This is a genomic window from Natronolimnohabitans sp. A-GB9 (assembly GCF_030848565.1).
In the GTDB taxonomy this organism is placed as follows: Archaea; Halobacteriota; Halobacteria; order Halobacteriales; family Natrialbaceae; genus Natronolimnohabitans.
On the sequence record NZ_JAVDDV010000018.1, the window covers coordinates 26,588 to 42,199 of the forward strand.

Annotated in this window: 11 protein-coding genes and 2 pseudogenes; 7 read left to right on the top strand and 6 right to left on the bottom strand. The window is 58.2% G+C overall.

The genetic code is table 11. From position 1 onward, the window contains the following. Positions 1-133 precede the first annotated feature (133 nt). Genes RBH26_RS17045 through RBH26_RS17055 form a run of 3 tightly spaced genes read left to right on the top strand, consistent with a single transcriptional unit; the run spans position 134 to position 3,295 of the window. Positions 134-1,177 (top strand): thiamine pyrophosphate-dependent dehydrogenase E1 component subunit alpha, encoded by a 1,044-nt coding sequence (locus tag RBH26_RS17045; RefSeq protein WP_306759589.1) that lies wholly within the window; start codon positions 134-136, stop codon positions 1,175-1,177. Next, on the top strand, positions 1,177-2,190 hold the full coding sequence (locus RBH26_RS17050) for a pyruvate dehydrogenase complex E1 component subunit beta (RefSeq protein WP_306759590.1): 1,014 nt from the start codon (positions 1,177-1,179) through the stop codon (positions 2,188-2,190). Before RBH26_RS17045 ends, RBH26_RS17050 begins: the two co-directional genes overlap by 1 nt. A gap of 1 nt (position 2,191) precedes the next feature. Continuing rightward, entirely contained in the window at positions 2,192-3,295 is a 1,104-nt protein-coding gene (locus RBH26_RS17055) for an NAD(+)/NADH kinase (protein WP_306759591.1), read from the top strand. An 81-nt stretch (positions 3,296-3,376) separates the two neighbouring features. Here RBH26_RS17055 and RBH26_RS17060 read toward each other — a convergent pair whose 3' ends face one another. The 3 genes from RBH26_RS17060 to RBH26_RS17070 form a co-directional block, all read right to left on the bottom strand. Next, entirely contained in the window at positions 3,377-5,068 is a 1,692-nt protein-coding gene (locus RBH26_RS17060) for a 2-oxo acid dehydrogenase subunit E2 (protein WP_306759592.1), read from the bottom strand. Between the two features lie 239 nt (positions 5,069-5,307). Next, the gene (locus RBH26_RS17065) at positions 5,308-6,720 is read right to left on the bottom strand and encodes an FAD-binding oxidoreductase (RefSeq protein ID WP_306759593.1); all 1,413 of its coding nucleotides are present in this window, start codon (positions 6,718-6,720) and stop codon (positions 5,308-5,310) included. A 350-nt stretch (positions 6,721-7,070) separates the two neighbouring features. Beyond that, a complete protein-coding gene (locus tag RBH26_RS17070) occupies positions 7,071-8,243 on the bottom strand; it encodes an ISH3 family transposase (protein ID WP_306759613.1) in 1,173 nt (390 codons plus the stop codon). A gap of 402 nt (positions 8,244-8,645) precedes the next feature. Here RBH26_RS17070 and RBH26_RS17075 point away from each other — a divergent pair, with 402 nt between their 5' ends. Next, positions 8,646-9,767: a tyrosine-type recombinase/integrase gene (locus RBH26_RS17075; RefSeq protein WP_306759594.1), complete on the top strand. Its 1,122-nt coding sequence runs from the start codon at positions 8,646-8,648 to the stop codon at positions 9,765-9,767. Between the two features lie 8 nt (positions 9,768-9,775). Here the strand turns inward: RBH26_RS17075 and RBH26_RS17080 are convergent, their stop codons facing one another. Together RBH26_RS17080 and RBH26_RS17085 are read right to left on the bottom strand one after the other, a co-directional pair. Then, positions 9,776-10,225: a hypothetical protein gene (locus RBH26_RS17080; RefSeq protein WP_306759595.1), complete on the bottom strand. Its 450-nt coding sequence runs from the start codon at positions 10,223-10,225 to the stop codon at positions 9,776-9,778. 521 nt (positions 10,226-10,746) lie between these two features. Next, a pseudogene (locus RBH26_RS17085) lies at positions 10,747-11,607 on the bottom strand (ISH6 family transposase); the annotation flags it as partial. Positions 11,608-11,633: 26 nt separating this feature from the next. Here RBH26_RS17085 and RBH26_RS17090 point away from each other — a divergent pair. Both RBH26_RS17090 and RBH26_RS17095 read left to right on the top strand, forming a co-directional pair. Continuing rightward, entirely contained in the window at positions 11,634-12,122 is a 489-nt protein-coding gene (locus tag RBH26_RS17090; RefSeq protein WP_306759596.1) for a hypothetical protein, read from the top strand. Between the two features lie 84 nt (positions 12,123-12,206). After that, positions 12,207-13,442, top strand: coding sequence for a DUF6498-containing protein (locus RBH26_RS17095; RefSeq protein WP_306759597.1), 1,236 nt, complete (start codon positions 12,207-12,209; stop codon positions 13,440-13,442). Positions 13,443-13,472: 30 nt separating this feature from the next. Here RBH26_RS17095 and RBH26_RS17100 read toward each other — a convergent pair. Then, positions 13,473-14,695: pseudogene (locus tag RBH26_RS17100) on the bottom strand (IS701 family transposase). 575 nt (positions 14,696-15,270) lie between these two features. Here RBH26_RS17100 and RBH26_RS17105 point away from each other — a divergent pair. After that, positions 15,271-15,591: a hypothetical protein gene (locus RBH26_RS17105; RefSeq protein WP_306759614.1), complete on the top strand. Its 321-nt coding sequence runs from the start codon at positions 15,271-15,273 to the stop codon at positions 15,589-15,591. The last annotated feature ends 21 nt before the right edge of the window (positions 15,592-15,612 follow it).

Here is a 15,612-nt window from a genome sequence, read left to right on the forward strand (position 1 = left end):
CGGCCGTCGTCGCCGGTGACGGCCGTGAATTCGCGACCGACGGCTCACTGACTGCTGTCCAGCAGTATGAGCAACGTCTGTGTGGGTGTCCATAGCACATATATTGATTGCCGTCGTAGATCTATGTTACCGCATGGCAAATTACAATCTCGAGAGTTCGGAGGGACGAGTAGAGGCGTTGCGCCGGATGCTGCTGATCCGAGCGTTCGACGAGGAGGCGGGGGATAGATTCGCGGACGGAGAAATACCTGGGTTCGTCCACCTCTATATCGGCGAGGAGGCAGTCGGTGTCGGCACCTGCGCAGCCCTGGACCCCGACGACTACATCGCGAGCACCCACCGGGGACACGGCCACTGCATCGCGAAAGGACTCGATCCGAAGTACATGATGGCCGAACTGTACGGCAAGGCCGAAGGCTACTGTAACGGGAAAGGCGGCTCGATGCACATCGCGGACGTCGATGCCGGCATGCTCGGCGCAAACGGGATCGTCGGCGCAGGCCCGCCGCTAGCGACGGGTGCGGCGTTGTCGATCGACTACGACGACCGCGACCAGATCGCCGTCAGCTTCCTCGGGGATGGCGCGGTCGCGCAGGGCCAAGTCCACGAGGCGATGAACCTCGCAGCGACGTGGGACCTGCCGGTTGTGTTCGTCGTCGAGAACAACCAGTACGGTGAGGGGACGCCGGTCGAGGACCAGCACAACGTCGACAATCTGAGTGACACGGCCCAGGCGTACGACATTCCGGGGCTGACCGTCGATGGGATGGACGTCACCGCAGTCGCCGAGGCCGTCGACGAAGCCAGATCGCGAGCGCGAAACGGGAACGGTCCGACGCTCGTGGAAGCCGAGACCTACCGGTATCGCGGCCACTACGAAGGGGACGAAGAACCGTACCGCGACGAGGCAGAGATCGAGCGCTGGAAAGACCGAGATCCGATCGACTCGTTCACGGAACGATTGATCGACCGGGACGAACTGACCGAAGCGGAGTTCGAGGAGCTACAAACCGAAGTCGAGGCGAAAATTCAGGACGCTGTCGACTACGCCCAGGACGCCACGCCGCCGGAGCCACACGAGGCCTACGACGACATGTTCGGCGAAATACCGCCGGAGATCGAACGATTCGCGACTGCCGCTCGAACCGACGGGGGAACCCCAGGAGGTGACCGATAATGACTGCACAGGTCGAACGCGAACTCGAGACCGAAACGGAGGAACTGACCGTCAGAGAGGCGATCCGCCAGGCGCTGCGGGAGGAACTCGAGCGCGACGAGGACGTCTTCCTCATCGGCGAGGACATCGGCGAGTTTGGCGGTGTCCTCGAGGTGACCGGCGACCTCTACGAGGAGTTCGGCGACGAACGGATCAAGGACACGCCGATCAGCGAGGCCGGCTTCACCGGCGCCGCGACGGGCGCGGCAGCGACCGGGACGCGGCCGGTCGTGGAACTGATGTTCTCGGACTTCAGCGGCGTCGCGATGGAACAGATCATGAACCAGATGGCGAAGATGCGTTATATGTTCGGCGGGAAGGCCGAGATGCCGGTCACCGTCCGGACGACCGAGGGCGGCGGCATGGGTGCCGCAAGCCAGCACTCGGGGACGGTCCACACCTGGATGGCTCATTTCCCCGGCCTGAAAGCCGTCGCACCCGGAACCGCCGCGGCCGCGAAAGGGTTGACGAAAGCCGCGATCCGGTCGAACGACCCGGTTTTCGTCTTCGAGAACAAGATGATCTACGAGCAGACCGGGCAGGTTCCGACCGACGAAGATTATACCGCCCCGATCGGTGAGGCGGCGATCGAACGCGAGGGCGACGACGTCACCGTCGTCGCTACCCAGCGACTCGTCGGCGAGAGCCTTCAGACCGCCGAAAGCATCGCGGACGAGTTCGGTCTCGAGGTCGAAGTGATCGATCCGCGATCGCTGTATCCGCTAGACACCGAGACGATCGTCGAGAGCGTCCGCAAGACCGGGCGGCTGATCGTCGCCGACGAGAGCCCGCTCTCCTACGGTACCCACGCCGAGATCGTCGCGCGGGTCCAAGAAGAGGCGTTCTTTAGCCTCGACGCGCCGATTCAGCGGGTCGGAACCCCGGACACGCACATGCCGTTTAGTCCACCGCTCGAGAACGAGGTCCTGCCCGACGGGGACGACGTGCGGGCGGCGATCGAGCGGATCTCGTAGCGTGGCGTCGTCCGATTCCGACTCCAGTGCGGACTCCGAGTCCGACCGCGATCCCGATTCGGATCGGGCCCGCGTCGGGCTCGTCGTCAACCCGGCCGCAGGCAGGGACGTCCGCCGACTCACCGGCGGAGCGAGCGTCGTCGACAACTACGCGAAACGCCGCATCGCCGAGTGCGTCCTCGAGGGGCTGACGGTCGCTGCCGACGGGATCGAGGTAGCCGCGATGCCGTCCCGGGCCGGCATCGCCCGCGACGCTCTAGCGGAGTCTGACGTTGCCGCCGACGCGTTCCCGGCGGAGATCCTCGAGATGACTCTCGAGGGGTCGGCGGCCGACACCCGAACTGCAGCGGCTCGCTTCCGTGAGGAGACAGACACCATCGTCGTCCTCGGCGGCGACGGAACGACACGAGACGTGGCGCTCGAGAGCGGTTCGGTGCCGATCGTCGCAGTTGCGACGGGGACGAACACCGTCGTTCCGTCGCCGGTTGACGGGACTCTCGCGGGCGTCGCGGCTGGCCTCGTTGCGACGGGCGCGGTACCGGCAGACGACGTAACGACACGACATGGAACGGTCGAAGCGACGGTTCGATCCTCCGGAACAGCCGACGGGAGTCGACTAACTGCGCTCGTCTCGGCCGAAATATCGTCACGGTCGTTCGTCGGTACACGTGCCCTGCTCGATCCTGCCGATCTACGGGGCGGCGTCGTCTCTCGTGCACATCCGGGCGACGTCGGTCTGTCGGCGGTCGCCGGCGCGGTCATGTCCGAACCCGTGGTCGGCGACGATCCCGGCGGTGTCGCCGTCCGACTCGACGATCCCGACACAGCCGAACGGACCGTCCGAGCGGTCGTCGCACCCGGCGTCCTCGCGACGGTCGGCGTCGAGTCGTGGGAGCGACTCGAGCCCGGCGACTCGGTCTTGTTCGAGGTCCCCGACGGCGTTGTCGGAGCCGATGGTGAGCGCGAACTCGAGACCACTGACGCGACGGTCGAACTGTGCCCACTCAAGGCGGGACCGCGACTCGTCGACGTCGAGCGGACACTCGCAGTCGGAGCGCGACGTGGCGGATTCGACGTCGAGACAGCGTCTTCGGCACGGGAGTAGTTGCGACTCGAAACTCGAGACTGTAGAATCGAGCGCAGGAACTGCAGGCCGAGGAAACGGATCGACCTGTCCGTCTGGATGTTACTGACGGTCCCACGAAAGGTCCAGTTCCAGATCCTCCCGAAGCAACTGCGAGACGTGACAGCCCCGCTCGCCGAGTTCGACGATCCGTTCGACGGTCTCGTCGTCCGCGTCGGTCTCGAGGTGGATCGTCGCCTCGATCGATTCCACCGAGCCGTGCTCGGGGTCGGCATCAGTCGTCACCGAGATCTCCCCGATCTCGGCGTCGCGCTTCTTGGCCTGGTAGCGCGTGCTCAGGGAGAGACAGGAGGCGAGTCCGCCGAGGAAGACGTCGACGGGCGTCGGACCGGTTTCGGTGCCGCCGCTGTCTTCGGGTTCGTCGTACTGCCACTCGAAAGACCCCGCGTCGATCCGGCCGTGCATGCCGTCGGGATTCGTCGCGGTGACGGTGCGTCCGGGCATCTCCTCCTCGCTTTCCCCTCGCTCTCGTCCGCTCCGGTCGATGTCCGCTGGCAGCAGATCCCACGGCTCCTCGAGGTTGTCGACGAGCGTCCCGAGGAAACGGGCAGCGTCGGCGCCGTCGACGACGCGGTGGTCGAACGAAAGGTCGAGCGGGAGATGGCGGCGCCACTCGAGGGCCTCGCCGCCGGCTTCGCTGCCCCCGCCGCGCACCGGTCGCTCTTCGACCGCGTCGACTCCCAGTATCGCGACCTGCGGCGGGTTGATGACCGGATCGAACGATTCGACCCCGAGCACACCGAGGTTCGTCACCGTGAACGTCCCACCGCGCAGGTCGTCCATCGTGTACTCTCCGCCCAGAGCGTCGTCGACGAGAGTGCGACGCTCTTCGGAGAGTTCGGACAGCGATTTCGATTCGACGTCGCGCAGCACCGGCGCGATCAACCCCTGTTCGACGTCGACCGCGATCCCGAGGTTGTGTTCCTCCCAGATGCGGTGGGTATCGTCCTCGAAGGTGGCGTTGAACGCGGGATGGTCCTCGAGCGTCGCCGACACCGCGAGCAAGAGCACGTCTTGAACGGAGACGTCGGCCTCGAGGGCGTCGTCTGCGGCATCGACAGCAGCAAACAGGTCCTCGGCGTCGGCCTCGCGATGAACGGTCACGTGGACGGCCTCGCGGTAGCTTTCGCTCAGCCGCGAAGCGATCGTTTGACGCATGCCGTCGAACGGGCGTTCTTCAGCGAGCGTTCTGCCACCGGCTGCCGCCACTGCTCCGGCCGCTTCTTCGGCTGTGGCTTCTACGTCCTCTTCCGTGATCGCGCCCTGATAGCCCGTTCCTTCGACGGTCGTAAGATCCACGCCGAGCTCCTCTGCGCGCTTTCGCGCGCGTGGGGAGACACGCATGTCATCGCTCGTCGTGCTGGTTTCGGCGCCACCGCCAGCGGCGTCGCCGCCCCCTGTCTCAGGCTCGGCCTCTGTGGGTTTCTCGGCGTCGGCTGCTTTTTCCCCTTCGAGGTCCGCCTTCGCTTCCGCCTCGAGATCGTCGATTTCCGCGTCGGTCGGCGCGACGATCCCGATCGGCGTCCCGGGTGGTACCGCTTCTCCCTCCTCGAGATAGGTGCGCCGGAGGACGCCGTCCTCCCTGGCTTCGACTTCCCCGACGCTCTTCTCGGACTCGACTTCGGCGACCAACTCCCCTTCTTCGACGGACTCCTGTTTCTCGACGTGCCACTCGAGAAGAACTCCACGTTCCATCTCGAGACCGAGTTTCGGCATCCGAATGATGTACGCCATAATATCACACACGAGAAATGTGGTGTAAAAGCTATCGGCAAACCGAACCCCAAGTGGTCGTGTTGTCGTGGTCGCTTGCCGTAGCCTCATCTGATCTCGAGACAGTTACCGCCGATCGCTAGATCCGGGGTCGGCGGTCGGCAGTAGTTGACTACAGCAGTCCGTATGAAAAGAACCGGTCGACACGAGACATGCGCCCTGTATCCATCGGGCCGAGAGAGACGGGAGGAGCGGTCGGATCACTCCATCGTCGGCTCGGTGTTCTGATTTGAGCTGAAGAAGCTTGTCGGATCGTACTCGCCTTTTAGCGCGACCAGCCGGTCGTATGCATCGCCGAACGTCGTTTCTAGCATCTCGTCGCTGTCCTCGTAGAATCCCGGGAAGTTGAGATACACCGAGCCGTCGGAGAACTGCCGCATGTCATCCAGACAGTCGCGTGCCCACGCTATGTTCGTCTCATCTTGCCCGGGGACCTCCCAGTTTGCCTCCACGCCGAGGAGATACGGGGCCTCCCGACCGGCGAAGGCGCTTTCCTCGAGACCGACGTCGGTGATCGTACCACCCAATGGCCAGACGTCGACCGTCGAGAGCGGTGACGGGGCCGCCTCCGCCCACTCGATACTGCGGTCGATGACATCGTCGGAGAGCGATTCGAGATACAACGATTTCCAGTAGTATCGCATGCCGTCGGGATAGTCTTCGTCGAACAGTTGTTGGAATTCCGTGTAGGGAATTTTGCCGCTGAAGTCCGCCAGTGGCTCGCCTAGCTCCCGCAGTGGCTCGATAACGGTTTCACCTTCTTCAGGTGCGTCCGCGTACATCCCCAGTATGGCGATCTTGAACTCGTCGACCACGTCTGCTGGGAAGAGTTCCTCTTCGGGGAACACTCCCGAGGAAACGAGTGTAGTGAGCTCGTTCGGTGCCGACTCCTCGTAGTCTCGGAATGCACGCAGCACCTCTACAGCGAGATCCCCAGGATAGACCACAAATCCGGTGGCCACCTCTGGCCCAACCGAATGCAGGTCAAACTCGAATCCCGTCACGATCCCGAATGTGCCACCGCCGCCGCGTAGCCCCCAGAAGAGTTCCTCGTTCTGGTCTTCGCTGGCGGTGCGGTGCTCGCCATCCGCGGTGACGATATCGACGGACGCGAGGTTGTCACAGCTCAATCCGTATTTGTTCCGGAGATGACCGATCCCTCCGCCGAGGGTGAGCCCTGCGACCCCAGTATCAGAGACGACTCCGAGGGGTGTTGCCAGTCCGAACGCCTGCGTCTCGTGGTCGACATCGCCCAGCGTTGCACCTGCCTGAACCCACGCAGTCCGTTCGTCGGGGTCCACCCAGACACCGTTCATCTCTGAGAGATCGATAACCATCCCGTCGTCGCAGACTGCGCTTCCAGCCACGTTGTGACCGCCGCTCCGAACTGCCACGAGGAGGTCGTTCTCTCGGGCGAAATTCACCGCACTGATGACGTCGGCGGTTCCCGAACAATAGGCGATTATGACGGGATACTTCTCGATCATCCCGTTCCACACCTCTCGGGCATCGTCGTAGCCATCATCGTCGGGGAGTACTACCTCACCGTAGAATCGCTCCGTCAGATCCTGGATGACGTCTTCTGAAACTGATGATGGTGTTGCGTTGGCCATGGGATGGTCTACCCTATGTGGGATAGTCACATAGCGTCACTCCGTGACGAATCTGCAAGCGTTGACGGAGAGCCAGTCGATGAAGAGATACAGTAACAGTACGCGCTAATCCTTGGTTCGTTGCACATGCATTTCCTTTGCAACGATTAACCATAATATCGGTACTTCCCGAAGGTCGCTTCGTGAGCGGTGCTGAGTCATGGGAAACTGGAGCAAACGCTGGTGTGGTAGCTGAGTGAAGGACGAAATAGAGTTCACAGGTGAAGGAACCCGCGGTAAGAAGGCTGAGATCCGCTGTTCTAGGCGAATGCTGTTGCTCACCAGACCTTGCCCAAGGCCGCGGGCTGGCGTCAGCCCGCGGCCGATGCGTACGCTTCTGGCACACCGACGCCGTTCATCTCAATCTCCCATGTTCGCTCTAACTCTTCCTCTAACGCGTGTCTGATCCAGTCAGAGAAGGTCTTGAACGTGAATTCCTCGGGCAGGTCGCGCCCGCCCCGCCGTGGGCGGGCGACGACCGCCCATCGAAGCACAAGCCAGAGGTTCTCCAACAGGAATCCAACCAGAACGAACGCAAAGCGGATGATTGGGTCTTGTGTCGTCGTTACCACCCGTGCTTGGCGGAATACACGGTAGCTTGTCTCGATTGCTGACCGTTTTCGGTAGAGTCGTTCGACTTGCTTCGGCGTGCGATCGGCCAGATCGCACGCCACATAACCTCGAACGACTTCGCCGCTTTTCCCGCGATCTCCGGCGTGATAGGAGACAGCGACCGCGAGCGGGAATTTTAGTTCCCGCTCGCGGCCTTTGTACATCCGATAGGTCGTCATGTACGAGCGGTGCGTATCCAGCTTCTTCCTCATGCGCTTGCCCTTCTTTTGGACGGGTACGACAGTCGCAGCAATCTCCCGCGAACGACGCAGGATACGTTCGTTGTAGAAGCCACGATCAGCCAAGAGCAGCTCTATCTCGAAGGGATAGGCTTCGACGCGGTCGAGGACGCGCTCGACCGCGTCGGCCTCCTTCTCGTCACTCCGGACGTACGTCATGGCCAACGTCACCGGCTTCCCGTTCGAGACGAGATACGCGGTACAGTACCGGTGACACGTCGTTGTTCCGTCTTTCGCGTGCATGCGACAGAGTTCACCTTCTTGATCGGCGTACGTTCCGTGATAGGGGTTATCGACGAAGTCGATGGAGACGATCCTCGACCGATCAGGGTCGAGGATCGTCATCGCTACCTCCCGAAGAAGGTGGTTAGCAACCCGCTCAAGCCACTCCCGGTTGAGCGTATGGAGCCAATCCATGACAGTATCATCACAGGGTGCGTTATCGTTGTCCTTGCACGTCTCCCAGATGGATGTCTGGTTGACTGCTGCAAGAATGACAACAGCCCAGATATCGCCGGGATCGAGGGGCGACCCCTCGATCCCTGGCAAAGGGAGCTGACGGATGACGTCTTCCGCTAAATCTTTCACATCCGAGTCCGAAAGAACACCGTCTGGCTGAGGGATCTTGAACACATTCACACAGCCAGACATCTTCCTAATCAGACCAACGCTTTAGCTTCAGCTCTCACACCAGTCGGGAAGTACCGTAGACGGCTTTGCGACACAACTGTTCTTTATCTAATTACTTTCACGAAAAGAGGAGTGCTAGACACTAGATACGTGCCTGACGTTCTCTAGGAGATGATTTCCATATGCAACCAACTACTTTTCCACTTCTCTGATTGGCGGGTCCTGTCCATTAGCTGGACGGGAATTTTGTATAGCGGTATAATATTTACAGACCGTCGTATTAGCGGATATCTTCGCATACATTGTCTGTGACTCCTGAATTCGGCGCTGAGAATTTACTTGGCTAAACACCAGTTTGACCAAGTAGATTTACTAGGGTCGAAGCTGTACCCCAAAGTGAGAATCATGGATTCAGGAAATTCGGGGGATACGACCACTTCCCGAGGCCGCAACCCCCAGGGTTTGTCCGTCGAAGACATGGTCGACCGCTACCTCAACTACGGGCTCGAGTCCGGTGGGAGTCGCGCCGCGATGAAACCCGTCCTCGAGTCGTTCGTCGAGTTTTGTGATGCCAAGGGAATCGAGTCCGTCGGCGACCTCACCTCGAGTGACCTGCGAACCTACGGCTTCGAACTCCGCAAGCGCCACGACGCCGAGGAGATCGCCGGGTCGACGGCGAATACCTATTTCCAGTACGTCCGGGCGTTCCTCTCGTTTTGCGTGCGGGACGAACAACTCGACACGAACCCCGCTGACACCGAACGCGCCGAAGAGTTCCTTCCAGAGGACAAGCCCGTCCGTGACACCCAGGTGTGGAAACCCAAACAGCGCAAACGGCTCGTCGCCTACGCGACCGAGCGTGTCGAGATGGCACTCGAGGAGACGATCGACGTCCCGCGAGAACGCGCCTACCGAGATCGGACGATCGTCGTCTTGCTCGCCGAACTCGGGGTTCGTGGCGCGGAACTTTTTCGAGACCGCAACGACGACGAGCGCAACGGCCTTCGGTGGAGTGACGTCGACCTCGAGCGCGGTCGAATGCTCGTGTACGGCAAGTCTCGGGAGTACGACCCCGTGGGGTTGACCGAGGCTGCTTACGACGCCCTCGAGCGCCTCCAGCGTGTTCAAGAGCCACCGATCGACGACTGGCCTGTGTTCCCGACTGAACACGCCGCAAGCAAGTACAGCGCCGTCGAAGACGCCACGGGCGAACGGCCCGAACCCGGCAGCGACATCGACGCGATTTGTCGCGAGAAGGGCATTGCCCCGCCAGCGATCACCAAAGAGGCCGGTCGACAACTCATGCGACAGTTGACCGAGGAAGCGGGGATCGAACTCGAGGGCGACGCCGAGTACCTACAACCACACGGGGCGCGGCGAGCACTCGGGGCGGAATTGTACGAAAAGGGCCACTCAGAGCTTGCACAGTCGGCACTCCGGCACAAGTCCATCGAGACGACACACGAGGCTTATACCGACATCCAGGCCGAAGACGTGGCGAAGGATATTGACGAGATTCGGGAGTAGACGTCTGTCTAGATTCCGTCTTCATTGCGAACTGTAATATCTCCTAGGTTCTTGTAGTGTTCCCACTCGCCAGTCATGGCCCTCGCGATCCCATCTTGGTATCGAGAGAGCGAAACCTCGTTGTAGTCTTTGCGGCCGTCAAGATCCTCGGTTATGTTTGGCCGTGTCTTCGGCGTCGGCATTTTACACCTATGTTCATCGATTCTGAGGATGTGAAGGTGATCGATCGGCGAGTCGTTGAAGTACACACGGAACTGCCAAATTTCCGTATCCTCGCTGTGATGATATCGGTCAACCCACGTGTGCTTGTAATCCATTCGGGCATCGCGACCACCGTATCGTTCGATCCGAAGTCGAGGGTCTGGGGAATAGACATACGTTTGCGGATCATCGAAGAACTCCCACTCGGTTCCGCTACACTCAAGAATCATCTTCTTGAGTTCGTCTATCGATGGCATGTCTCGTGGTAGGTCGGCACGAATGCAAATATGTTTCGTGGAAAGATATTTATCACACACTCAAATACTGCTACAACAGTATTCTCACCGACACCGTGAATGGTCTCCGAACCCTCGCGGCCAGCACTCAAAGTACCCCGAGTACCGCACAGCCCATCCGCTTGAGGTCGTAGGGAACCCTCGGGAGAAACCCCGAGATGACAGTTTGTGCTACAGTCTCGAGTGCCGAAAGGATTCTGGTAGCGGAGAGGACACCCCGCCACGGAGTCGAACCGTGGAACTACCGATCAGGGCGAGAGAATGAGTAACCGAGGACGACAGCCAATCTTATCATGCGAAAGAATGACATTCCTGGGTGAGCCATAGATCAGATACCGCGGGGTTGTGGGGGCTACCCCGCGGGAAGGGTACCCTTTTACCGAACGCACAGACAGCACTACTGCACGCGCCATTGGTCTTTAGTTAAGCTCAATAGTAATACTTGGCTATGGATTATGCTTACCAGTATTAGGGACGAGAAGGAGCGAAAAGGTACCGTCCTTCCACAGCTTGTATCCAAGCGTTCGACCGACATGAACGAGATCGAGCTGATGAGATCGATAGCTGGTCTCGAAGGCGTCGACGAGGGATTCCTCGGCGTCACTGACGACCGTCGCGTCGTCAGTGATCGCCTCGTTCTCTTCGAGATCTTCTGCTGTATCGTCCCACGGTTCGTTGACATTGACGTCTAAGAGCGTGGTTTCCGCGTTGTCTTCGGTGATCTGTCCGAGAGTGACGTTGACGTCGTGGTACGTGCAGTGATCGTCCTGGCTATGACACTTCGTTCCGTCAGGAACGACAGTGTCTGCATTCGTCCCAGAAAGGCGATCACGAACGAAGTCACCGAGTTTGCTGCCGTACTCACGGACTCGGCGGTTGATCGTCGTTCTCGAAGGCATCGGAGTGAAGCCGTCGCCGTGGGCGACGGCATCACGAAAGCTGAGCGACGTAGCGAGTTCGGTACTCTGGAGCGAAATATCCTCTTGATAGATGCGCTGCCCGTCGAATTTGACGAGGTCTTCGAGAGGGCGGAAGTAGGTAGGGTTGTCACCGGTGGCAGCGGTATCTTTGACGTGATGAAGGGTGAATTCGTGCTCTCCTGCGGTTGTCACAGCTGTTCGTGTTGAGGTTCCGGCGCGCTGGAAACGGCAATCGCCGTTTCCGCGCGCGTGTTTCTCCCCACAGTACGCCTCGACGAGGCGCTCGTCGAGGCTTTTGACAAGCTCCTCGAGGATCGTCGCCTCGAGGTGATGCTCTGTGAGAGATTCAGCGAGAGTGGCAAGCGGTAGCGTTTTGTCTAAGTCGATGCTAACCGTAACTTGCGCGTCGATTGTGGCGTGCATGGGTCACTTCGGGGTGGATACCAGAGGTGACCCTGTTTCCACAGGAGTCAGTTACGACTCTAGACGAGTTTGGGACACGACCAAAAATTTCAGGCGCAGCTGACGATATAGCTATTAACGCTGGTGTGATGATCATAGACGCACAGGAGCTATTAATCGAAATCGCTGCTGCAGCTCATGATCAACTCCCCCGAAGTGACTTTTGGGACTTTATGCGGAACATAAATCCCAACTTTGCAAGTACCGTTCTCGATCTAGCGGATGCCGGTGTGTTCGATGAACTTGCAGATTCCAATTTCGGATGTGCTGGCTGTATTGCCATTGTTGCTCTCTCAACCGCAGTTGCGATTTCATTTGGAGCATCGGCTATTTGTGGAGCGATGATTTCGACGGTCATTTTCGCGGCTACTTGTGGGTTCTTCGTGGCCGAATTGATCGGCTATATTGATGATGCAGGCCAAATCACTCAAACTGGAGCGGAAGGGTTCTGTGGGTCAGTCGCCGGAGTTTGCTGACGTAGTATAACCTATTATATCGGTCGTTTTATTTGGGATGAAGAATACTTGAAGGTAGTAGGGTCATACCTATAGCAAAAGATCATGCAACGAAATCAGCTACTGCTACTAATTCTGTTAGTAGCGAACGTATCGATTCTCGCTGGTATCCCTGCTTTTGGTTGGTCGCCAATCAGTGTGGCTGCTCTCTTCGCGATCGATGCAATTCTTGCTGTCACCCGGACTACGATTGAAAAAACATTTGTTGGCCACCCCCCAGACAAGACTGGCCTTCATGCCTACAGCTTTCCGATTGGGGGCCACCTAATCAACAAGCGTGGTTGCTACAGACTGCCATTTGTTCCTGTGAATATTTATCCACAAAATTTCCCGTACGTGATTCGATCTCTGTTCATCATGGCCTTTCTCGGAATCTTCACTCTTGGTGCTTACTATTCCAACGGGATACCTGTTGGGCGGCCCGCCACCGGGGGCTTCGACTCCAGCCTCACGGTAATTATTCTGTTACTTGTCGCCAAACACGCTGCTATCGTCGCTTGGTGGGCGTCAGACGGTATCTACGAACGGGCATCCGTGGGGACTATCCGTCCTCGAGAACGGTTGCTCGCCACAGTCGTCGGTCTTTTCGCTTTCGGATTCATTTCGATTACGTCCTCGGAAACCGTTGCTGTTGCCGTTCTTATCGTACTAATCCCCAAACTCTTGTTTGATTTACGTGAAGCTGGCATCGGTCCTTCGCATCTCACGTTCAATCCGAATTGTGAGAGGCAGGTTGAAAGAATTTTGATGCCAACAACCAATCCTTACGCCGTTTTCCATACTGACCGACGGTCATTGACGTCTGCGACGCTCATTCTGGCAACTCCATTGTTTGTATTGGTTTTTGGGCCGCTAGTGTTCAGCTTTCTGGCTGGCGTGACTCTTTCCCTAATCGGGCTCAACAATAGTTCGTGGGGTTGGATCGCTGTGACTGCAACTACGATAGCGGTCGTCTATGGTGGAGCTGTCTTGGTCCAATGGATTAAATACGGTAATGTCGAGTACCGTGTCTACGATGACACTCTCATCGCCTACGACACTCACCTCCGTGCCGTCCAATGGCGAATCCCGCTCGAGGAGATTTCGTCCACATCCGCAGAACATAGCTTTTTCACACTTATTACTCCGTTTTGTAACCCAAATATCCATGTTGAGTATCGTGGTGACGGTCCACCTGCTAATAACTACCTTCAGGAAATGGATCTGAAACGGATCCCCTACCTAGAAAACCCTGAAAAGATGAGTTCTGTACTAACTGATCACTACTTTTCGCAGAGATGATAGCAGAATCCGTGAAGATGACAGAGTATCTCAACTTTGCACGTTAGCGTCAGCGGTTGAGTAAACGAAGAGGTGGTCGATCTCTTCCATAAGGTCATCGACGCCACGATCATCGTTGTCTCGAACCCATGAGAGAAGATTGTACACGGCTTTCTTCAGGGAGTGTTCGAGGTTCGCTCGAAGCGATGACGCTTTCGAGCGAACCGTCCCCAAGGCGCTCGACTCAGAATCAAGACGAACGAGACTGTAGGCAGCCATCAGAAGGTGCCAGTGCCGACTGGCACCTTCGTTAATCTGCATCTCGCAGTCCCCTAGGCCGAGACCCTGCTTCGAGTCCTCGAAGAACGTCTCGATGCGCCATCGCATCCCGTAGGAGCGGATCACGTGCTCGGTCGGTGCGTCGATTTTGTTCGTAGCGAGGTACTTGACCGGGTTCTCTTCATCTTCGTCGGTCTCTTTCTCGGCGATGACCAGCTTCACGTCTCCCAACTGGGAGACGGGAAGCTTCTTCGTCCAGATGTGGTGGTGTCGTCAGCGACATCGCGCTCGTCCGTGTCGATGCGCTCTGCAAGCGCATCGACGCGGATCGCTTCGCCGCCGTAGGTCGCCTGTCGATTGCTCCGGAGCGGGCCGATCCAGTCCTTGTCGTAGGCTTCGATGTGTTCGGGAAGGCCAGAGTCGTGAGCGAGCCACGAGTCGAAGAGGTAGGTGTCCGCAGGTACACCTACCTCTTCTTCGAGTTCGGTGATGATCTCGCGGGCGAGATCGTACTTGGTGTCGTGGTCTTGGTCGTTCTCGTCTTGCTGTTCGTAGAGGCGGAAAGTGAGCGGATAGGCGGTTTTGTCGTCAGCGTAGAACGCGTAGATGAGGTCTTGGTCCCAGACAGTGTCGCCTTCAGCGTGATCGTAGAAGTGGCCGACGCCGGGGACTTCGTCCCCGGCTTTCTCGGTGATCGTGTCGTCGAGGATGATGTAGCCGTCCTGTGACCAGCGCGTTTCACCGTGTTTCTGAAGCTCTTCGAGGCGTTCGTGGTTGAACTCCTGTTCGTCCCAGTCGTACTCGGTGAGGAACTTGTTGAGGTCGCGTTTCCCCTGAGCTGGAAGGACTTCGCGTGCGATACCCGCCACGGTCTTGTTGCTGGCCGCAACAAGACCGGTGGCGTAGGTTTTCGCGTGATGACGTTGTGCTGGTGACAGCGACTCGAACTCGTCGAACACGCGCGTACACGACAAGAAGTCTGTAATCGGCATCATCCGTCCTTGCCACCGCCTACGTCACGCTCCTACTTCAACGTGCAAAGTTGAGTACCTCAAGTTAATCTGGGGATGACTCTCGAGTGGATCAAGAACGTATGTTGGCAGGTCTGGAGCTGGTGGCTTTGCTTGACCGTTGCTCATAGTTACCCCACAAGGATTCGACTGCATCAATCTGTGGGGAAATCGAGTAGATATTCTGTCTCAAAACATCTAAAAATATGAATTTCATTTAATCCTTATAATCTCCTGATCGCTAGTAAAAGTAAGCATCCGATTCACTAGTTTCACAATACATTTAAGAAATACAGAAGATATTTACTCGGTCTCAATAGACCAACTCTCGGTAATCAAATGCGAAACACACTGAATAGAGAGAAATTCTTTTCTCCGACACAGCCCAGCGAAAGTATTTCTAGGGATAGCACCGCCTTCGCTGACCCATGTCACGATTCTGATCGACATTACTTCAGGCGTATCTGTCCATGACAACGGAGAATCAAAGCCCAGACGAGCAGAGTGACTCGAGTGCCCTCAGACAGCGAGTTCTGCGTAGTGGGGTTGCAGCCTTCGTTATGCTCTCGATCGTTGCCGTTGATCCTGTTCTTGCACAGGACAGTGTCGTCTGTGATGCAGAAGGGCTACCAGATATGATCTCTGGGTTCTTCCAAATCACGACCGCTCTCGGTATCATGGGTTTGGTCGTCGTGTGGCAGGCTGATTCACTCGTTGAGATGTTCACGATGAATATCGAGCAAAAAAAGAGCCTCAAACAGCACAAGCGAGCAGCGCTGAAGTCTGCGGTTATTCTCGTAATCCTTGGGCCGCTGTATACGGTCGCTGGCGCTGCGATGGGGCTTCCACTCGCGGAGTGTGTCAACCTCGTGCCGTGGTAATCTCAGAACACTTGCAGCGAT